The sequence below is a fragment of the Micavibrio aeruginosavorus ARL-13 genome (assembly GCF_000226315.1).
GTDB classification, from domain to species: domain Bacteria; phylum Pseudomonadota; class Alphaproteobacteria; order Micavibrionales; family Micavibrionaceae; genus Micavibrio; species Micavibrio aeruginosavorus_B.
The window spans coordinates 2,202,417-2,222,723 of the sequence record NC_016026.1 but is presented as its reverse complement, the minus strand read 5'-3'; the positions used below and the strand labels follow the sequence as shown (position 1 = coordinate 2,222,723).

The 20,307-nt window shown below is 51.6% G+C and carries 22 protein-coding genes and 1 tRNA gene; 18 read left to right on the top strand and 5 right to left on the bottom strand.

Annotated features, from left to right (window positions below; all coding sequences use genetic code 11):
• Nucleotides 1-185 precede the first annotated feature (185 nt).
• Nucleotides 186-1,406, bottom strand: coding sequence for a tyrosine-type recombinase/integrase (locus tag MICA_RS10545; RefSeq protein ID WP_014103741.1), 1,221 nt, complete (start codon nt 1,404-1,406; stop codon nt 186-188).
• Nucleotides 1,407-1,500: 94 nt separating this feature from the next.
• Nucleotides 1,501-1,576: transfer RNA gene (locus MICA_RS12170), tRNA-OTHER, on the bottom strand.
• Between MICA_RS12170 and MICA_RS12505 the strand changes: the two genes are divergently transcribed.
• The 16 genes from MICA_RS12505 to MICA_RS10470 all read left to right on the top strand — a co-directional run bounded on the left by MICA_RS12505 (nt 1,562) and on the right by MICA_RS10470 (nt 16,884).
• Nucleotides 1,562-1,771 carry a DUF465 domain-containing protein gene (locus MICA_RS12505; protein ID WP_014103740.1) on the top strand — a complete coding sequence of 70 codons (210 nt, stop codon included), beginning with the start codon at nt 1,562-1,564 and terminating at the stop codon, nt 1,769-1,771. The two genes, MICA_RS12170 and MICA_RS12505, sit on opposite strands and share 15 nt — an antisense overlap.
• A gap of 41 nt (nt 1,772-1,812) precedes the next feature.
• Complete coding sequence (locus MICA_RS10540) at nt 1,813-2,124, top strand: TFIIB-type zinc ribbon-containing protein (protein ID WP_014103739.1); 312 nt, start codon at nt 1,813-1,815, stop codon at nt 2,122-2,124.
• A 57-nt stretch (nt 2,125-2,181) separates the two neighbouring features.
• Nucleotides 2,182-3,165, top strand: a complete 984-nt coding sequence (locus MICA_RS10535; protein WP_014103738.1) for a TerC family protein — start codon at nt 2,182-2,184, stop codon at nt 3,163-3,165.
• Between the two features lie 136 nt (nt 3,166-3,301).
• Nucleotides 3,302-3,982 (top strand): response regulator transcription factor, encoded by a 681-nt coding sequence (locus tag MICA_RS10530; protein ID WP_014103737.1) that lies wholly within the window; start codon nt 3,302-3,304, stop codon nt 3,980-3,982.
• Between the two features lies 1 nt (nt 3,983).
• Complete coding sequence (locus MICA_RS10525) at nt 3,984-5,255, top strand: sensor histidine kinase (RefSeq protein WP_014103736.1); 1,272 nt, start codon at nt 3,984-3,986, stop codon at nt 5,253-5,255.
• Between the two features lie 46 nt (nt 5,256-5,301).
• A complete protein-coding gene (locus MICA_RS10520) occupies nt 5,302-6,546 on the top strand; it encodes an NAD(P)/FAD-dependent oxidoreductase (protein WP_014103735.1) in 1,245 nt (414 codons plus the stop codon).
• Nucleotides 6,537-7,316, top strand: a complete 780-nt coding sequence (locus MICA_RS10515; protein ID WP_014103734.1) for a DUF1365 domain-containing protein — start codon at nt 6,537-6,539, stop codon at nt 7,314-7,316. Before MICA_RS10520 ends, MICA_RS10515 begins: the two co-directional genes overlap by 10 nt.
• Nucleotides 7,317-7,362: 46 nt before the next feature.
• Nucleotides 7,363-8,523: a class I SAM-dependent methyltransferase gene (locus MICA_RS10510; protein WP_014103733.1), complete on the top strand. Its 1,161-nt coding sequence runs from the start codon at nt 7,363-7,365 to the stop codon at nt 8,521-8,523.
• Complete coding sequence (locus MICA_RS10505) at nt 8,516-9,103, top strand: chalcone isomerase family protein (RefSeq protein WP_014103732.1); 588 nt, start codon at nt 8,516-8,518, stop codon at nt 9,101-9,103. The genes MICA_RS10510 and MICA_RS10505 overlap by 8 nt, the downstream gene beginning before the upstream one ends.
• Nucleotides 9,054-9,584: a DUF3833 domain-containing protein gene (locus tag MICA_RS10500; protein ID WP_014103731.1), complete on the top strand. Its 531-nt coding sequence runs from the start codon at nt 9,054-9,056 to the stop codon at nt 9,582-9,584. Before MICA_RS10505 ends, MICA_RS10500 begins: the two co-directional genes overlap by 50 nt.
• A gap of 4 nt (nt 9,585-9,588) precedes the next feature.
• The gene (locus MICA_RS10495) at nt 9,589-10,446 is read left to right on the top strand and encodes an alpha/beta hydrolase (RefSeq protein WP_041794069.1); all 858 of its coding nucleotides are present in this window, start codon (nt 9,589-9,591) and stop codon (nt 10,444-10,446) included.
• Nucleotides 10,443-11,186: an SDR family NAD(P)-dependent oxidoreductase gene (locus tag MICA_RS10490; RefSeq protein ID WP_014103729.1), complete on the top strand. Its 744-nt coding sequence runs from the start codon at nt 10,443-10,445 to the stop codon at nt 11,184-11,186. Before MICA_RS10495 ends, MICA_RS10490 begins: the two co-directional genes overlap by 4 nt.
• A gap of 6 nt (nt 11,187-11,192) precedes the next feature.
• A complete protein-coding gene (locus MICA_RS10485; RefSeq protein WP_014103728.1) occupies nt 11,193-12,731 on the top strand; it encodes a cryptochrome/photolyase family protein in 1,539 nt (512 codons plus the stop codon).
• 83 nt (nt 12,732-12,814) lie between these two features.
• On the top strand, nt 12,815-13,285 hold the full coding sequence (locus MICA_RS10480; protein ID WP_014103727.1) for a Fur family transcriptional regulator: 471 nt from the start codon (nt 12,815-12,817) through the stop codon (nt 13,283-13,285).
• On the top strand, nt 13,269-15,428 hold the full coding sequence (gene katG, locus MICA_RS10475; RefSeq protein ID WP_014103726.1) for a catalase/peroxidase HPI: 2,160 nt from the start codon (nt 13,269-13,271) through the stop codon (nt 15,426-15,428). Before MICA_RS10480 ends, katG begins: the two co-directional genes overlap by 17 nt.
• A 154-nt stretch (nt 15,429-15,582) precedes the next feature.
• Nucleotides 15,583-16,884, top strand: a complete 1,302-nt coding sequence (locus MICA_RS10470; RefSeq protein WP_041794589.1) for a hemolysin family protein — start codon at nt 15,583-15,585, stop codon at nt 16,882-16,884.
• A 19-nt stretch (nt 16,885-16,903) separates the two neighbouring features.
• Here MICA_RS10470 and MICA_RS10465 read toward each other — a convergent pair whose 3' ends face one another.
• The 3 genes from MICA_RS10465 to MICA_RS10455 all read right to left on the bottom strand — a co-directional run bounded on the left by MICA_RS10465 (nt 16,904) and on the right by MICA_RS10455 (nt 18,804).
• Nucleotides 16,904-17,254 (bottom strand): zinc ribbon domain-containing protein YjdM, encoded by a 351-nt coding sequence (locus MICA_RS10465; protein WP_014103724.1) that lies wholly within the window; start codon nt 17,252-17,254, stop codon nt 16,904-16,906.
• 104 nt (nt 17,255-17,358) lie between these two features.
• The gene (locus MICA_RS10460; protein ID WP_014103723.1) at nt 17,359-17,718 is read right to left on the bottom strand and encodes a YgiW/YdeI family stress tolerance OB fold protein; all 360 of its coding nucleotides are present in this window, start codon (nt 17,716-17,718) and stop codon (nt 17,359-17,361) included.
• A 24-nt stretch (nt 17,719-17,742) separates the two neighbouring features.
• A complete protein-coding gene (locus MICA_RS10455) occupies nt 17,743-18,804 on the bottom strand; it encodes an NAD(P)-dependent alcohol dehydrogenase (protein WP_014103722.1) in 1,062 nt (353 codons plus the stop codon).
• Between the two features lie 96 nt (nt 18,805-18,900).
• On the opposite strand from MICA_RS10455, the gene MICA_RS10450 reads away from it, so the two are divergent.
• Nucleotides 18,901-19,488, top strand: coding sequence for a DNA-3-methyladenine glycosylase I (locus MICA_RS10450; protein ID WP_041794586.1), 588 nt, complete (start codon nt 18,901-18,903; stop codon nt 19,486-19,488).
• A gap of 29 nt (nt 19,489-19,517) precedes the next feature.
• Nucleotides 19,518-20,297 (top strand): META domain-containing protein, encoded by a 780-nt coding sequence (locus MICA_RS10445; protein WP_014103720.1) that lies wholly within the window; start codon nt 19,518-19,520, stop codon nt 20,295-20,297.
• The last annotated feature ends 10 nt before the right edge of the window (nt 20,298-20,307 follow it).

The window sequence follows — 20,307 nt, the reverse complement described above, 5'->3', positions numbered from 1 at the left end:
GTTTTCAAAGCCGGCAGTTTAGAAAGTCCCTACGATAATCTATGAAAAAGTTTATAGACTATAGAATACATGTAAGAAAATATAAGGGAATCTCTCCGAAAATGCAGTTCAGGATTGCTTTCATTTATGTCGCCAAGCGACTAGTTGGCGATTAGGGGCAAACCCATCGCCTTGGCAGAGGGTGTTCACCCTCTGTTTAGAGGTTGACCATCCTCGTCGAGGATGGATTGAAAGTCTTTTTCTATCTGTTTGCCTGTTTTGGATCTGCGCACGTTGATTACCGAGGCGTCCAGCATGTTTTTGATGTGTGATGCGTAGTATTTTTCGATCATCTCCACACTGGTGCGACAATTTTTGGCAATTTGATAGATGTCTGCTCCCTCCATCAATCGCATACAAATATAGGTATGGCGGAGACTGTAGGCGGTGCGGCGGTTACCCTCGCGGTCAAATTTAAGACCCAACTCGTCAAGAATTGTATTGAATAATTGTCTGTGTGTTTTAGGAAATAGGTTGTCTGTTTTTTGTGGATTGTTTCGTTTGACCAGGCGTTCAAATGGTTTTACGGCTCCCGGCATACTTTTGCAGTAACCGACACCGCGTTTTCCTCGAACACTGATTTCTAAGATGGTTTCGCCTGTACCAGCATCATCAACAATGACAACGTCACGAAACTCAAGGCGCATGGCTTCATCGGGGCGCAGCCCTGTATTTGCCATGAACAATACATAATCGTGTAACTGTTCGGATTCCCATTGATAGCGTTTTCTTAAAGGGGATTTGGCACGCTCACGCGTGGCTTCGTATAATGTTTTATATTCTTCTGGGGAGAACCAAGCACGGTGAGAGATTTTGCCGGAGCTTCTATAGGGCTCTGAAAAATCTGGTAGGTTGGCAAGCCAGTTATGGCGCAGGGCTACCTTTAGGGTTTGGCGTAGGGTTACGATTTCTTGGTGGATGGTGTTTCGGGCTGGGGGTTTCCCCCAACGCTCTGCTGCTTTTTCAAGACGATAGATTCGATATTCCTGTAATTGTCCGGCGGTGATCTCGGACAGGCCCATTTCGCCAAAGAAGGGGATGAGGTGGGCGTTGAGTCTGCGACCGTGGCCTTTCACATACTCTTTGTTGCGGTGGCCTTCGGTGATGATTTCGTATTCGCGTAGGAATTGATCTGCGGCTTGTTTGAAGGTCTTTTCATCTTTCATCTCGCCCCGGCGGTGTTTGCCGAATAATTCCAGATACCAGTCCTCGGCAAAATCCTTGGCCTTGGCAAGGCTGGTTTCTTTGGTGCTGACGCGTCTGTTCTTGCCGCCGAGATAGGTTGAGCACTGCCAAACCTCGCTGTTTTCGCGCTTATAAACGTGGAGTTTGCCACCCATAAGGGTGTGTTTTGCTGATTCTGCCATCAAGAGCCTCCACCTGTGAAAATGTGTAAGTCTTGTGTAAGTATAACGCAGAATGTTTACGAGGGGAAATTATCCCATAAGTTATTGATTTAATTGGTGGCCCCGACCGGGGTCGAACCGGTACGTCCTTACGAACGAGCGATTTTAAGTCGCTTTTGTTCAAATCCGCCCGTATTGAGGAGCAGATTGAGCGGGAGCAAAAACGCCCACGGCCAGACTGGATGCGGCTTCTCAAATTAAAAAAGCTCCGCCTGCTGATCCGCGACCGTCTTTACAGGGTCGCGCAGGGTCGTGACGTGTGGAGGGGGCCTATTGCCCCCACGGCTCAGCCCATTCCGGTCCGCGTCAAATGGCGGCGCAACTGATCCCCTGATTTTTACAACAATGACAACGAAGGAAAGGTGTTATGCCTCTTTTAATATCTCCGATTGACGGGTCGCCGATGCGACAGATCCACCGCTATGGCATTGAAATCGATGTGTGCCCTACATCCGGCGGCATCTGGTTGGACAGGGGTGAGCTTGAGAAGCTGATGGCGATTATCAAGGACGATGTAGTGAATGAATCATCCGCCGCATATGCGTCTTCGCGTCCGGATCATCGTGCCCCAAAATATGGACGCGATGATGACGACGATGATGATCGCTATGAAAAAAATTATCGTCACCATGGGAAGAAAAGCAAGTTGTCGCGGATCGTCGACATCTTTGACTTCTGATTTTAATGGGGCGAAGGGGGGAGTCCTCTTCGCCCTTCCTTATTGAGGATTGGGAAAATGGATCTTTCGCTAGATTTTTTAAATCTGATGTTCCTGGGCAAGGAGGCCTGGTTGTGGCTTCTCTTCATGGGGATTGTTGTAACGCTTTTGGTTGTTGATCTGGGCATTTTACACAAGGACAATCACGTCATTGGCGTGAAAGAAAGCCTGTGGATGAGTGCAGGTTACATTACCATTGCGCTGATTTTCGGTGGCTGGGTCTGGTGGGAAATGGGCCGGGAATCCGGTATGAATTACCTGACCGGATTTTTTGTCGAAAAGACGTTGGCGCTGGATAACATCTTTGTAATCTCGCTGATCTTTACGTACTTTGCCGTGCCGCAGATATACCAGCACAGGGTTTTGTTCTGGGGGATTCTGGGCGTTATCGTCCTGCGCGGAATCATGATCGGGTTTGGGACCGCATTGGTCAGCGAGTTCAGCTGGATTCTTTATGTATTCGGCGCGTTCCTGATCCTGACCGGGATTAAGATGATGTTTTCCGGCGATGAAAAAAAGGATATGGGGGACAGCAAGATCATCAAATTCTTGCGCCGCCATATGCGGGTGACGGATGAAATCCACGGCCAAAAATTCTTCATCAAGAAAGAGGACCCGAAAACCGGCCGATATGTACGGTATGCGACGCCGTTATTTTTGGCCTTGCTGATGGTGGAATTCGTCGACATCATTTTCGCCGTCGATTCCGTTCCGGCCATTTTCGCGATTACCACGGATCCGTATATTGTTTATACGAGCAATATTTTCGCGATTCTGGGGTTGCGGGCGCTGTATTTCGCCTTGGCCGCCATGATGCATCGGTTCGTGTATTTAAAATATGCACTGTCGGTGGTTCTGATCTTTATTGGCGGAAAAATTTTCTGGAATCAGCTTGTGGGCAAGATGGACCCGGGGCTGTCGCTGGGAATTACCCTGACGATTTTGGCCTCCGGGATTATTTTCTCCCTGCTCAAGACCCGCAAGGAAATGCGCGTGTCCTGAAATCATGTGCAAGGCGGGCGCCGGGCGGGGATACCCTGTCTGGCGCTCGCCTTTGCATGAGGGCCAGAATTACAAATAATTCATAATCAAAATAGCCTTATGCGGGCTGCATGAATGTGTGTAATATAATGATCCCATGCGCATTTTAATTATAGAAGACGAGCCAGAAGTTCTGTCCTACCTTGCCAAAGGGATGAGGGAGGCGGGCCATACGGCCGATACGACCGCGAGTGGCAAGGAGGGATTGTTCCTGGCCACCACGGAAAATTATGACGTCCTGATCGTTGACCGCATGTTGCCTGAACTGGATGGCTTGACCGTGATCAAAACCATACGAGGGGCCGGAAACACGACACCCGCCTTGATCCTCAGTGCGCTGGGGGAGGTGGATGACCGGGTGAAGGGTTTGCGCTCGGGCGGGGACGATTATCTGGTCAAACCTTTTGCCTTTGCCGAACTTCTGGCCCGGGTTGAAATTCTGGCGCGACGAACCGGGAATGGCGCGCAGACGGCGGAGACAATTCTGGCCGCGGGTGACTTGACGCTAAACCTGTTGTCCCGAAAAATTACCCGCGGATCGCGTGACATTGATCTTCAGGCCCGTGAATTCAAACTTTTGGAGTATTTGTTGCGCCACAAGGGGCAGGTGGTAACACGCACCATGCTTCTGGAGCATGTGTGGGATTATCATTTTGACCCACAAACCAATGTGATTGACGTTCATATTTCCCGGCTGCGCCGCAAGATCGACGAAAACGCAAAAAATCCGTTGATCCATACTGTGCGCGGTGCGGGGTATATGATCCGGGATGAATAGTATGATGACTGGCCGTCGCTATATCAAAAGCTCCAGCTTCATCATGGCGATGCTGTTTACCATTTTGTGTGGTGCGGCGGCTTTGAGCCTTGGGTATTTCATCAACTATTTCGCACGCGGACATTTTGAACAAAGCACGGAAGCCGTGCTTGAATCCGAAATTCGTTATCTTGAAGAAAAAGTGGGCCAGCCCTCCCTGCCCATGAATCCCGGCCGGCTTTATCTCCCGCTGGATGATGATGGAACAATCCCCGGCGATGTGCAGCCTGACCTTTCGGTTTTGCGTGAAGGGATTTTGGTCTTTGTTTATCCGGAAGATGGGCGTCGGTATGCCGCAAAAATCCATCAGTTCCCGGATGGGCGAAGTCTTCTGGTCGGGTATGACATTACCGAGATTGTCCATGATTTTCGTTTTATGCAGTGGATTGGTATTTGCAGCATTGCGTTTGTCATGATCGTTGTGTTCGTCAGCTATATTATCAGCGTGTTCGTCGTTAAGGGCACGAACAAGATCGCAAATACGGCGCGCGAAATTATCGAAACGGGCGATTTGACCCGCCGCATTGATATTGGATCACGCTGGGATGATCTGGGAAATATGACGACCGTTTTGAATATGCTGTTATCGCGTATTGAGCAGTTGATGACCGGTGTGCGGCAGGTGTCCGACAATATCGCCCATGATCTACGCACGCCATTGACGCGACTGCGCCAAAAAATTGAATCCACAAATGGTGAGAAGAAGGATGAGCTTTTGAAGGAGGCGGATCATCTTCTGTCCACGTTCAATGCGCTTCTGAGAATCTCGCGTATTGAGACAGAGCGGCAGCGCAGCCGGTTTCAGGCCATCGATCTGTGCGATGTGGTGCGCGATGTGGTTGATTTTTATGAGCCGCTAGCGGAAGAAAAAGAAATCACTCTTGATCTCTCCTTAAGTAGCGCGCCGATGGACGGGGACAGGGATCTGCTGTTTCAGGCCTTTGCCAATATTCTGGACAACGCTCTCAAATACACCCCCGTGCGCGGCACGATTGGGATTGTGCTGGAGCATACAGGGGAGTGCATCCGCCTGTGCGTGACGGATAGCGGCCCCGGTGTGGCCAGCACGGATTTGGACAAGATTTTTGAGCGTTTTTACCGGACGGAAGCAAGCCGCAGCACGGCGGGAACCGGATTGGGGCTCAGTCTGGTTGCGGCGGTTGTCGCGCTGCATAACGGGCAGGTTCGGGCCGAAAACACCTCGGACGGGTTTTCAATTATTACCATTTTGTAATTATTGATCCATGGACGCGTAAGTCCGCTTGTCGCATCATAACCAAATGAAAATCGCAATTATCGGTGCTGGAATTTCCGGGTTGGGAGCGGCATGGCTGCTCCGGCACACCCATGATATTACCGTTTTTGAAAAAAATGCCTATGTCGGTGGGCACAGCCGGACAATTGATGTTCCTGCGGATGGCGCGACGGTCCCTGTTGATACAGGATTTATCGTTTTTAACGACTGGAATTATCCCAATCTGTTCGAATTGTTCGATCATATCGGCGTGCCGTATGAAAAAAGCGACATGTCGTTCGGCGTGCGCATCGGCAATCTGCTGGAGTACAGTTCAAACGGGCTGTTCGCGCAGAAAATCAACATGCTGCGCCCTGCGTATTGGCGCATGATCATTGATATTCTGCGGTTTAATAAGCGCGCCGAACAATATTTGGAAAAAGACCCGTCGGTGACACTGGGCCAGTGCCTGGACGAATTGAAGATGGGGGATTGGTTCCGTCGCTATTACCTTCTGGCCATGGGGGCGGCGATCTGGAGTTGCCCGATCAACACGATCCTGGACTTCCCTGCCGCGACCTATGTTCGGTTTTTCAAGAATCATGGGTTGCTGAACATTAAAAATCGCCCGCAATGGTACACGGTCAAGGGAGGGAGCCGTGAATATATCCGTCGCCTGACTCAGGATTTTTCCCATCAGATTCGTGCCGGGATCAGCATAAAAAAGGTAATCAGCCAGAATGGCCAGATCAGGCTGGTGGATCAGGACGGTGCGGATTATCTTTTTGACCAGGTTATTTTCGCCTGTCATCCCGATGAAGCCATCGGGATGATCCAGGATCCAGAGGCCGAAACGGCAGCGGTTATCGGCAGTTTTCGGTATCAGGAAAACAAAATTGTGGTTCATGGCGATACAAGTTTTATGCCACGGCGCCGCGCCTGTTGGGCCAGTTGGATTTACCTGAATGATACGCCCAGGGACGATAAGTCCTCTGTGTCTTTGAGTTATTGGATGAACAATCTGCAATCATTGCCGACATCAACGCCGATTTTGGTGACGTTGAATCCGGGCCGTATGCCGGAATCGTCCCGGGTTTATGATGAACATATTTTTCACCATCCTGTCTTTGATGAATCGGCCATTCGTGCGCAGGCGCGAATAGACGCAATACAAGGCCGCAACGGATTGTGGTTTTGTGGGGCTTATCAACGTTATGGTTTCCATGAAGATGGGTTGTGGAGCGCGGTTAATATTGCGCGCAAAATGGGGGTGGCGATACCATGGTCGTGACCAGCCCCCAGCTTATGACCGGCCATGTGATGCACGGGCGGTTGTTCCCGCGTAAAAATCATTTTCGCTATGGCATTTATTACCTGGCCTTGCCGCTTTCGATGCTGGGGAAAATGCCCGTTCGCTATAATGCCTTCGGGGCGATGAGTTTTTACGATCGCGATCATGGGAATGGTACAGATGGCGGCCTGGAAGAATGGGCGCGGGGCATATTGGGGCAATCGAATATCCATCTGGATGGTGACATTATTCTGGTCTGTATGCCGCGCATTTTCGGCTATGTGTTCAATCCGGTCAGTTTCTGGCTGTGTCACGATAAATCAGGTGTCTTAAAAGCCGTGTTGTGTGAAGTTCACAACACGTTTGGTGAGGCGCATACATATCTGTGTGCGCATGATGATGGCCGCGCCATAACGCCTGATGAAACCCTGACGGCGCAGAAAATTTTCCACGTTTCGCCCTTTCTGGAACGGGAAGGGCATTATGAATTTCGTTTCGATTCCACAGATGATCGATTCAAGGTCTGGATTGATTATTACGATGGAGAGGGACAGAAAAAATTGGTCACGACGCTGGCTGGATCCTATATCGCCATGACGAAGCAATCATGCCGCCGTATGATCTGGGCTTATCCATTGATTACCCTCAAGGCCATTACGCTTATTCATTATCAGGCGTTAAAGCTGATGATGAAGGGCATTCGGTATATCCCCAAACCGCCGCAGGATCCGCGCCATGTCAGCGCGACCGGGAATCTGAAAAAAATTTAATGTTGATGTAACCCAGGCTCAAGGCCGCAGGAGATACAATTTAATTATGTTGGAAAAGCTTGCATCAGATCAGTTATTTAAGCGTCTGAATTCCCTGGAATCCGGCACGCTGACGGTTACGACGCCCGATGGCAAAACCCGCGTGTTCCAAGGGCGGAAGCCGGGTGAGACAGCGCATCTGGAGCTGCATGATTGGAGCGTGGTGACCAATATGATCTGTAAGGGCGATATTGGTCTGGCCGAGGATTATCGCGCCGGTAAATGGCAGGCGGACAATCTGGTTGATTTTACCGCGATCGGATTAAAAAATCGCCGCGCGCTCGATGGGTTGATTGCCGGCAGCAAGATCATGCGAACGGCGTCGATGTTTTCTTATCTGGCTAGAATGAATACGGTGAAGGGCAGCCGTCGGAACATTCATGAACATTACGATCTGGGGAATAATTTCTATTCCCTGTGGCTGGACCCAACGATGACGTATTCATCGGCTCTTTACAAAGATGATTCCGAAACCCTCGCGCAGGCGCAGACGAATAAATATGACCGGATTCTGGACCGTATGGAGACTGCGTCCGGGCGTGTGCTGGAGGTTGGATGCGGATGGGGTGGATTTGCGGAGCGCGCCCATGCGCGCGGCGATTTTGCGTTGAAGGGTATCACCCTGTCTGATGAACAACATGATTACGCGAAAAAGCGGACTGCCGGGTATGCCGATATTGTGCTGGAAGATTACCGACATCAATCCGGCCTGTATGACCGCATCGTTTCGATTGAGATGTTTGAAGCGGTTGGTGAACGTTTCTGGCCCGCTTATTTTAAAAAGCTGGGTGATTTGATGAAGTCGGATGGCAAGGCCGTTATTCAGACAATTACAATCAATGACACGGATTTTGACCGCTACCGTGTTGGCGGTGATTTTATCCGGAGCTTTATCTTTCCTGGCGGAATGCTTCCGTCCCCGTCGCGTTTCCGCCAGGAAGCTGCAAAAGCTGGCTTGAAAGTGAAGAACGAATTCTTCTTTGGCCAGGATTATGCCAGCACCTTGATCGAATGGCTTAAAACCTTTGACCAAAAGGTGGATCAGGTCCGTGCCCTTGGTTTTGATGATGGGTTTATTCGCCTGTGGCGCTTCTACCTTGGGGCTTGTGCGGGCGGTTTTCGTGCGGGCCGTACAAATGTCATGCAGGTTGAGGTTTCCCATGCGTAGCGTCGTGCGGACCGCCTGCGCGCTGGCGATGATTGGAATTACGCCGGTTTATGCGGCGGAGTATGTCAGCAACCATGTCCCGGAAGCGAAGCTGGTCGGGCAAGGGCGGGCACAGGTTTTGCTCTGGGATGTGTATGAGGCGAAGCTTTATGCGCCGCGCGGTGTTTATGATCATAACAAGCCTTTTGCACTGGAATTGAATTATCTTCAAGAATTGGAAGGTCGCAAAATTGCCGACCATGCCGTGAGTGAAATGCGCCGTCTTGGATACGGAAACGAGGTCAAGCTCGCGGCCTGGCATGACCAGATGAGCCGCATTTTCCCCGACGTATCCCCGGGCAGCGTGATCACAGGTGTGTATGTTCCCGGCGGTCCAGCGATTTTCTTCGAAGAAGACAGACAGATTGGACGCGTGAATGATCCCGCGTTCGGTCGCGAATTTTTCCGTATCTGGTTTGATGCACAGACCAGCACGCCCGCCCTGCGGCAGAGTTTGTTGAATTTGAATCATTCACGAAAGGACTACGATCATGAATCGCCTGAAAAATCTCATTCTTCTGGGGGCGGTCATGGTTCTTAGTGCCTGCACATCACCGTCGTTGAGCCATTACGACAACACGACGCCAACGCTTGATATCAAGGAATATTTCGACGGGCCCATTCAGGCCTGGGGTGTTGTTCAGGACTGGCGTGGCAACGTGACGCGTAAATTCGACATTGAAATGGTGGGGTCATGGGACGGTGACACCGGCACGCTGGAAGAAGATTTTGTCTATGATAATGGCAAGACACAGCGCCGTGTATGGAATATCACCAAAATTTCCGACAAGGATTATGAAGGCACAGCCAGCGATATCAAGGGCAAGGCCCGTGGCCAAACCAATGGTAATGCTGTGCAGTGGCAATATCAGATGAACCTTGAGGTTGATGGAAAAACATATCTTGTCACGTTCGATGACTGGATGTTTGCCATGAAAGATGGCGTCTTGATCAATCGTTCATACATCAAAAAATTCGGGATTACGGTGGCCGAACTGACGATCTTTATGAAGAAGAAATAAAACGATGGCCCGGCGCGTTCCGATGATTCTGGCCGTGTTGGCCATGTTTTGGGTTGCCGCCTGTGCGCCGACATCGTTTTTTGTGGCCAATATGCCCGTTGCGTTCACCGATGCGCAAAAATATGCCGACATTTCCTATGGCGCGGAAGAGTGGCAGAAGCTCGATATATTTGTGCCCAAAACCGTTTCCGCACCAGCGCCAGTTCTGGTTTTCTTCTATGGCGGTCGATGGACGTTTGGTAACAAGGAACAATATGCCTTTGCTGCGCTTCCGTTCGTTGAGCGGGGGTATATTGTTGTTATTCCCGATTATTCCAAATACCCACGGGTTAAATTCCCCACCTTTGCCCAGGATGCAGCCCAGGCCACGGCGTGGGTTTATGACCATATTGGTGCGTATCATGGTGACAACCGCCGTCTTTATCTTTCGGGTCATTCATCTGGTGCGCATCTTGCGGCGCTTGTGGCAGTTGATCCGGTCTACCTGCAAAATATGGGCAAGGATCGGACGATTGTGTCCGGATTCGCCGGGTTGGCGGGCCCTTATGATTTCATCCCCGAGGATGAAGATCTAAAAGACATGTTTGGCCCGCCAGAGCATTACCCGCGCATGCAGGTGCCGACATTCGTGGATGGCCACCAGCCACCCATGCTTCTGCTGCATGGGGCGGATGACGTTGATGTTATTCAACGTAATCTGGATCGCTTGAAAGCAAAAATTGATGACCGTGGTGGTGTGGTTGAATCGAATATTTACCCCGGCATTGACCACAAGGAAATCATAGGCGCGCTGAGCTGGGTGTGGCAAGATAAAGCCCCGGTCCGCGATGATATGATTGATTTTTTCGAAAGACATAAATGAAAAACTATACGGGAAAGACGGTATGGATTATCGGCGCAAGTTCGGGAATTGGCCACGCCCTTGCCCAGGAATTGCATAACCGTGGTGCGACCTTGATCCTGTCGGCACGGGATGATGCGGCCTTGTCGCGATTGAATGGGATTTTGGATGGGCGGCATAAGGTCATCGCATTTGACGTTACAGATCAGGATAAATTTTCAGAAGCCTTCAAGGCTGTCGGTACAATTGACAGTGTGATCTATCTGGCTGCAACCTACACGCCCGGAAAAATTGCCGATATCAAGGCGGCGGATGTGGAAAAAACCATGTCCATCAATCTTGAGGGAGCGCTGACATTGCTGCGCCATGTGATTCCACATTACAGGGCACAGGGCTTCGGCCAGATTGCCCTGTGCGGCAGTGTCGCAGGATATAGGGGATTGCCCGGCGGGCAACCATATAGCGCGACAAAAGCGGCCATCATCAGTATCGCAGAATCCCTGCGTGCTGAGGTAGCGGATGACAATATTGATGTCCGTTTAATCAGCCCCGGGTTCGTCAGAACGCCGATGACGGATAAAAATGATTTTGCCATGCCAATGATCATTGATCCGCCAGCGGCGGCGCGGGCGATTGCCGATGGGCTGGTGGGTAGACGCTTTGAAATTCATTTTCCCAAAAAATTTACGTTTTTGATGAAGCTGTTGCGGATTCTTCCCTATCCGTTTTATTTCCGTCTGATGCGCGGGATAAAGCGATAGGCCGCCATGAAAACGCTTCGTCTTATTCTGGGGGATCAGCTTTCGCACGCTATATCCAGCTTGAAGGACTGCAATCCGGAAAGCGACACGATTTTAATGTGCGAAGTGTGGGACGAAGCGACCTACGTCAAGCATCACAAAAAGAAAATTGCCTTTTTATTTTCTGCCATGCGGCATTTCGCCGGGGAACTCGTGCAATCTGGATTTCGTGTGTGTTACACAAAGCTGGATGATGCTGACAATGCCGGATCCTTCCGCGGTGAAATCCGGCGGGCGTTGGCTGGCGAACTGTTTGACCGCATTGTGGTGACGTTTCCGGGTGAATATCGCGTCTTGAAGGACATGGAAGCGTGGGCGGAAGATTTTGGCGTTGCGGTGGATATTCGCCCGGATGATCGCTTTTTATCGTCGCCTGAGGAATTTTCCGCATGGGCTGCCGGGCGCAAGCAGCTGCGCATGGAATTCTTTTATCGTGATATGCGCAAACGTCATGCGATCCTGATGAATGGCACTGACCCTGTCGGCGGGCAATGGAATTATGATCCGGATAACAGGCAGCCGCCAAAGGACGGAATAAAAATTCCAAAGCCGTTCAGCGTCCCGCCGGATGAAATCACCCGATCCTGTATAAATCTGGTGGCGGAGCGTTTTGGTGATCATTTTGGCGATCTGGAACCATTTCACTACGCTGTCACACGTGATGATGCGTTAAAAGCCCTTGATCATTTTATGACAGAGCGGCTGGAAAATTTTGGAACATATCAGGATGCGATGTTACAGGGTGAGCCATGGATGTTTCATTCGCATATCAGCTTTTATCTGAATTGCGGCCTGTTGCTGCCGCATGAGGTGATTATCCGGGCCGAGGAAGCCTATTATAATCAAATCGCTCCCTTAAATGCGGTCGAGGGCTTTATTCGCCAGATCTTGGGCTGGCGTGAATATGTGCGGGGCCTGTACTGGCTGAAAATGCCGGACTACGCCCGTGAAAATTATCTTGGGGCGCAGAGGGCGTTGCCGTGGCTGTATTGGTCCGGTGAAACAAAGATGAATTGTCTGCGCCAATGCGTCATGGAAACAAAAGCCCATGCCTATGCGCACCATATCCAGCGCTTGATGGTTCTGGGGAATTTTGCACTTCTGGCCGGGTTGGACCCGGATGAGGTGAATGAATGGTATCTGGTCGTGTATGCCGATGCCTATGAATGGGTGGAAATGCCCAATGTCAGCGGCATGATCCTGTATGCTGATGGCGGTCTTTTGGCCAGCAAACCGTATGCGGCTAGCGGCGCCTACATAAACCGCATGTCAAATTACTGTAAAAATTGTTCATACAAAGTTGCGAAAAAGAATGGCGCCGATGCGTGCCCGTTCAATTATCTGTATTGGGATTTCTTTTTGCGGCATGCGGATGTTTTTCGAACCAATCCGCGCCTGGCGCATACCTATCGTACCCTTGGGGCCATGGATGATGAAAAAAAAGACGCGGTGCGTGCCGATACAAAACGATTTTTCAGGATGTTGGATCAGGGCGAGAGGGTGTGAAAGGCTGGAATATTTGCGATAATGCGGGGCCGGCCCAAGAAAAATTGATTGATTCAATTTTTTAATCTGCTATAAAAACTGCCATGAACGTCGATTTTACCCATCTGCTCAAAGATCATAACCTCAGTCTGACCGCCGTACGTTTGGCGGTTTTGCAGGCGTTGCATGATCATCCGCATTCCGATGCGAACACGATTTTCGCGGCGGTCCAGCAGCGAATTCCAACCGCCACATTGCAGGCCGTATACAACAATCTCAACGCCCTGACCGAGGCCGCGATCATTCAGGAGATCAAGCCCAAGGGGCGGGTGTCGCTGTATGAAACCCGGGTGGGGGACAATCATCATCATATTGTCTGCCGTACGTGCGGCCATATCGAGGATACGGATTGCAAGGGCCTGGCCCCGTGCCTGTCCCCGGCCAGCACCCATGGTTATGCCATTGATCAGGCCGAGGTGATTTTCTGGGGCGTCTGTCCATCGTGTCAGGAGTCCTCTGGTCAAAACACTGCGTCAAACACTCATACAGGAGACAATCATGAAAAATGCCGGTAAATGCCCCGTTATGCATGGCGGGATGACCGCGATGGGTAAGTCTGTGATGGATTGGTGGCCGAATGCGCTGAACCTCGACATCCTGCATCAGCACGATGCGAAAACCAATCCGCTGGGCAAAGATTTTAATTACCGCGAAGAGTTGAAGAAACTGGATGTTGCTGCGCTGAAAGCGGATTTGCGCGCGCTGATGAAGGATTCGCAAGAATGGTGGCCCGCCGATTGGGGCAGCTATGTCGGGATGATGGCCCGCGTGGCCTGGCATGCCGCCGGGTCTTACCGCAACACCGATGGTCGTGGTGGTGGCAACACCGGCAACCAGCGTTTCGCCCCGCTGAACAGCTGGCCCGATAACGTCAACACGGACAAAGGCCGCCGTCTGTTGTGGCCCATCAAGAAAAAATACGGCAATAAAATCAGCTGGGCTGATCTGATCATGCTGGCCGGCACCATGGCGTATGAAGAAGCTGGTTTGAAAACATTTGGTTTTGCCTTCGGCCGCGAAGATATCTGGCACCCGGAAAAAGACATCTATTGGGGCGATGAAAAAGAATGGCTGGCCCCCAGCGATAGTCGTTATGGCGATGTAAAAAATCCATCCACGTTGGAAAACCCGCTGGCCGCGGTGCAGATGGGATTGATCTACGTCAATCCGGAAGGTGTGAACGGAAAATCCGACCCGTTGGCGACCGCTGCGCAAATGCGCGAAACCTTCGCCCGGATGGGGATGAATGACGAGGAAACTGTGGCCCTGGCCGCCGGTGGCCACACCATTGGCAAATGCCATGGCAACGGCAAGGCGTCGGATTTGAGCCCGAACCCGGAAGCCGCAGGCCCGGAATATCAGGGGTTGGGGTGGATGAACACCAAGGGGCGCGGCATTGGCCGTGACACGATGGTCAGCGGCCTGGAAGGCGCATGGACGACCAACCCGACGCAGTGGGATAACGGCTTCTTTAAAATGCTGTTCGGCCATGAATGGGAATTGCGCAAATCCCCGGCGGGGGCGACGCAATGGGAACCGGTTTCGATCAAGGAGGAAGACAAACCCGTCGATGTCGAAGACCCGTCCATGCGTCACAATCCGATGATGACCGATGCCGATATGGCGTTGCGCGTTGATCCGATTTATCGCGAAATTTCCCTGCGCTTCATGAATGATTTTGATGCGTTTTCGGATGCATTTGCCCGTGCGTGGTTCAAATTGACCCACCGCGACCTCGGTCCGAAATCGATTTATATCGGCCCGGATATTCCGCAGGAAGATTTGATCTGGCAGGATCCGATTCCGGCGGGAAAAACGACATATGATGTCAACGCGGTGAAGGCCAAGATTGAAGCCGCAGGGTTGAGCGTTTCCGAACTTGTCACAACCGCATGGGACAGCGCGCGGACCTTCCGCGGGTCTGACCGTCGCGGCGGGGCCAATGGGGCGCGCATTCGTCTGGCCCCGCAAAAGGATTGGGAGGGGAACGAACCTGCCCGCCTGTCCAAGGTTCTGGCTCTCTATGAAAAAATTGCCGCAGACACAGGAGTCAGCGTGGCCGATGTGATTGTTCTGGGCGGGAATGTTGGAATTGAAAAAGCGGCGAAAGCGGCTGGATTCAATGTTACGGTTCCCTTTGCCCCCGGCCGTGGCGATGCCACACAGGCGATGACGGATGCGGAATCCTTCGCCCCGCTGGAGCCGATTCATGATGGTTACCGTAACTGGGTCAAAAAGGATTACGTTGTCAGCACCGAGGAATTGATGCTCGACCGCACCCAGCTCATGGGACTGACGGCGCCGGAAATGACCGTTCTGGTCGGCGGAATGCGGGTGTTGGGTACCAATCACGGTGGCACGAAGCATGGTGTTTTCACCGACCGTGAAGGCGCGCTGACCACGGATTTCTTCGTCAACCTGACAGACATGCACTATACATGGGTGCCGGCAGGCCAGGATTTGTACGAAATCCGTGATCGCAAAACCGGTGCGGTGAAATGGACCGCGACGCGTGTCGATCTGGTGTTCGGGTCTAACTCCATCCTGCGCGCCTATGCCGAGGTGTATGCCCAGGACGATAACAAAGAAAAATTCGTCCACGACTTCATTGCCGCATGGACCAAGGTGATGAACGCGGATCGGTTTGATTTGCTCTGATCTTATAAATGGTGAAAAGATGAAAAGGTGTCGCAACGGCCGTTGCGACACCTTTTTTATGGCGTCTGCGGGCCGTTAAATGGTTCTGATAGAACAAAAAATATGCTATGAAAAAGCGGGTATTGTTTTTCATTTCCACCGCATACGGACCACCATGTCGAACGAGATTTTGATTATTGCCTTTTTGCTGCTGTTGAACGCATTTTTTGCATTGTCGGAAATGGCCATTGTGTCGTCCAGCAAGCCCCTGCTGCGTCAATACGCCAAACAGGGCAAAAAGGCGGCGCAGGCGGCGTTGGACTTGGCGGAAAATCCCGGGCGCTTTTTGTCGACGGTACAGGTGGGCATTACATTGGTCGGGATTTTGGCCGGCGCGTATGGCGGCGCGACGATTGCCGAAAAATTAAAAGAACCGTTCAACCAGATCGAGTTCATTTCACCCTATGGCGAAACGGTTGCCGTTATGCTGGTGGTGGGTCTGATTACTTATTTTTCCGTTGTTGTCGGTGAGTTGGTGCCCAAGCAGCTGGCGCTGAACAATTCAGAAAAATTCGCGATGCTGGTGGCACCGCTGATGAAGCTGGTGTCAAAAATCTGTACGCCGGTTGTGATGGTATTGGAATTATCGGCTCGGTTCCTGATGATTGTGATGCGGATTAAGCCGCGGGACGAGGGTGTTACCGAAACAGAAATCACCGCCATGATCGCCGAAGGTGTGATGAGTGGCGCGATTGAGGGTGAAGAACATGATGTGATCCGCCGTGTGATCCGTCTGGGGGATCGCGATGTTAAATCCATCATGACCCACCGCACCGATGTCAGCTTTATTGATGTTGATGACAGTTTTGCAGATGTGTGCCGCAAAATCGCCGAGGCCGGGCACTCCCGCTACCCTGTGATTGATAAGGACAAGACCCATGTCTTGGGCTTTGTTAAAGCCAAACAGATGTTGGCCGGATATAAAAAAGATCAGGATTTCCGCGTGCGCGATTATATGCAGGATGTCCTGTTCGTGAATGAAAGCACGTCTTGCCTTGATGTCCTGGGCCTGTTTCGCCGCAAGAGCCTGCATATCGCGGCGGTGATTGATGAATACGGTACGTTTGACGGGCTTTTTACGACGTCAGACTTGTTGGAAGCGATTGTGGGAATGATGCCCTCCAACTATGACCATGATGAAGGGCCGTTGATTGTCCAGCGCGAAGACGGATCATGGCTGGTCGATGGGCTGACACCGATTGAAGAAATTCACATGGTAACGGGGATTGAGGATGTTCCTGCCGATGATGATTATGAAACCATTGCCGGTTTTGTGATGATGCATCTGCGCGGATCATTAAGCGCCGGCATGTCTTTTGATTTCAAGGGATACCGCTTTGAAATCATCGATATGGATGGATTGCGGATTGATAAGGTTTTGATTGCGCGCACGGCCGCATCGCTAACGGATGCGTAAACGTTCATAGGATGGGCCTCTAGTCTACGACCTTTTTCACAAATTCAGACTTCAGCCCCATGGGGCCGATGCCCGGAATTTTGCAATCAATATCATGGTCGCCATCGACCAGGCGGATATTTTTGACCTTGGTTCCGACTTTGACCACGTCGGACGATCCCTTGATTTTTAAATCTTTGATAACGGTGACGGTATCGCCATCATTCAAAACTGTACCGTTGGCGTCACGGACAATCTTTTCATCTGGGTCCTGTGCGGTTCCGGAAATTTCAGCGGACCAGGCATGGCCGCATTCTGGGCAGTTATATAAAACGCCGTCATGATAGGTGTAGGAAGATTGGCATTGTGGGCACGGCGGGGGTGTATTCATACGGGGCCTCGGTTTGAAATCGGCGTTGCGAATCACTATAAAGCCTGCCGCATTAATAAAAAACCCCCGCATGTGGTGCGGGGGTTTTCTTTATATGCTGTGTCTTATTTCACGATAGTGAGTTTGTCGACGTCAATTTCCGGGCTTTCCATGAAGTCTTTTTCGATTTCTCCGGTGATTTCGATCATGGTTTTTTCGTCAACGGCAGCGTTTGGAAAATCATCATGATCGATGTCAACGCGGATTTTCCCGCTGTCGTCGGCGAAAATGTATTTTTCCTTGCCGACTTTTTCGACCAGATGTCCGCGCAAGGTGACATCCTGATCGTCGTGGCCTTCGCTCAAAACTGCGGCAACCGTGGAGGGGGCTGGTGTGCCTGCGCCCGGTCCCGTATATTCGGCTTGTGCGGCCGTGGCCAATCCCAGGGTTGCGATGGTGGCGGATAATAAAGCGATTTTTTTCATGATTTCTCTCCTTCTGTGGTGATTTTAAGCTGTTTTCAGGCTGTTCATGTCGATGACGAAGCGATATTTCACATCGCTTTTCAACATGCGTTCATAGGCGTTTTCGATGTCCTGCATTTTGATCATCTCGATATCGGCGGTGATGTTGTGTTTGGCGCAGAAATCGAGCATCTCCTGCGTTTCCGGAATGCCGCCGATCAAGGATCCCGCCAATTGACGGCGCTTGAAGATCAGATTCCCGACGAACGGCGATGGGTGTGGCTCCGATGGGACTCCGACCAGGGTCATCGTGCCGTCACGTTTCAACAACGCCATAAAAGCATCCAGATTATGCGGTGCGGCCACGGTGTTCAGGATGAAATCAAAGCTGAGCGCGTGTTTTTTCATGTCCGCGCTGTTTTTTGAAATAACCACTTCATCCGCACCCAGGTCCAATGCAGCCTGACGCTTGGATTCCGATGTGGTAAAGGCCACGACATGGGCGCCCAACGCATGCGCCAGTTTGATGCCCATATGGCCCAGCCCGCCAATGCCAACGATGCCAACCTTTTTTCCGGGGCCAACGTTCCAATGGCGTAACGGGGACCAGGTGGTGATGCCCGCACACAGCAACGGAGCCACGCCGGCCAGATCGGATTCGTCATGGTTGATTTTCAGAACGAAATGCTGATCCACAACGATATCGGTGGAATAGCCGCCAAATGTGTTATCGCCACGGCCGCTCATCGTGCCGTTATAGGTTCCTGTAAAACCGTCGGGCCCTTCGCAATATTGCTCCAACCCGTCTTTGCAAGACGGGCAGGTACGGCAGCTATCGACCATGCACCCGACGCCGACAATGTCCCCGACTTTAAAATTTTTGACGTTACCGCCCGCCTGAGTGACCCGCCCGACAATTTCATGGCCAGGGACCGACGGAAATTTCACGCCACCCCATTCGCCACGGGCCGTATGCAAATCGGAATGGCAGACGCCGCAAAATAAAATATCGATCGCGACATCGTTGGCTCCAACCGCCCGGCGTTCCAGCGTGAAGGGAGCCAGTGGCGTTTTGGCGGTTTGTGCGGCGTAGGCTTTGGTGGACATAGCGACAGATTCCTTCTTTTAAAAATGGTCGTGGCCAAAATGTGAACGTGCGGATAAAACTAGATGGGTTTTGACAATGGGCAAGAGGGCTTAAAAATGCCTAAAGAAAAGCAACGCTGTGGCTGGGCTGGGGCGGGATTCGTTGAATCCGGGGCTGATTATTACATTCATTACCACGATGTGGAATGGGGCGTGCCCGTGCATGACGACCGCCACCATTTTGAAATGCTGATTCTGGAAGGTGCGCAAGCCGGCTTGAGCTGGGCCACGATTTTGAAACGGCGCGAATCTTATCGCAAAGCGTTCAAGAATTTTGATGTCAAAAAGGTTGCAAAAATGACCGATGCGGATCTGAACGCATTATTGAAAGACAGTGATATTATCCGTAATCGGCTGAAAGTGTTCGGGGCGCGGAAGAATGCGATTGCATTCATGGCGATTCAAAAGGAATTCGGCTCCTTCGATGCGTATGTCTGGCAATTTGTGGAGGGCAAACCCATCAACCATAAACGTAAAACGATGAAGGATGTTCCAGCCCAAAGCGTGGAGTCCGTGGCGTTGTCCAAGGATCTGAAAAAACGCGGCATGACGTTTGTTGGGCCGACGATCATGTATGCCTATATGCAGGCGATTGGCATGGTCAATGATCACACAATCGATTGTTTCCGCCATAAACAGGTGTGATACACTACCCCCACAAAAAGGAGGAAACCATGGTTCGGATGATGATTTTAATGGGTGTGGCCACGCTGGCGCTGGCCGGATGCCTGCCGAAAAAGGACAAGGATACAGGGAATGCGGGGGCCTCTGACGCCCAGCAAGCGGAAGCAGATTCACCGGACTTGGCAACATTGTCCCAGGGGGCTGTGATTTTTAATTGCGGATCAGTGATCGTGCAGGCCGCTTTTGACGGGCAGGACAAGGTCGTGATGATGGTGGGTGATCAAACATATCATCTGCAATCGGTTGTATCCGCATCGGGCGCGAAATATGAAACGGCCTCCGGCGTCACGCCTGCTGCCATGTTGTGGAGCAAGGGGGATGAGGCGCTGGCGAATATTCCCGGTCATGGCGAGATGAGCTGCCAGGTTCAGGGCGCAAAAATGGGCACGCCCGATAGTGTGAACCAGATCCCGGCGCAAACATCATCCGTGCAAAACACCGAATGGCAGGTGAAGATGATGAACGATACCGCTCCGGTCGGGGACCGTCCGTTGACCGTGCGTTTTGATGATCAGGGGCGGATTAGCGGGTTTGCCGGCTGTAACCGTTTTAACGGGACGTATGAGCTGAGCCGTGATGGTCTGGCCATCAAGCCGGATATGGCGATGACGCGCATGGCGTGCCTGTCCGACGATGTTGCACAGCAGGAAGCGGCTTTCACCGCCTTGCTGACCAGCATGACAGAGTTGCAGGCGCAGCGGGATGGGACGGTGATTTTGCGGAATGCTCAGGGGCAAGAAATTGTCCTGCATGTGCCGCCGATGCAATAGACAGGTTTTT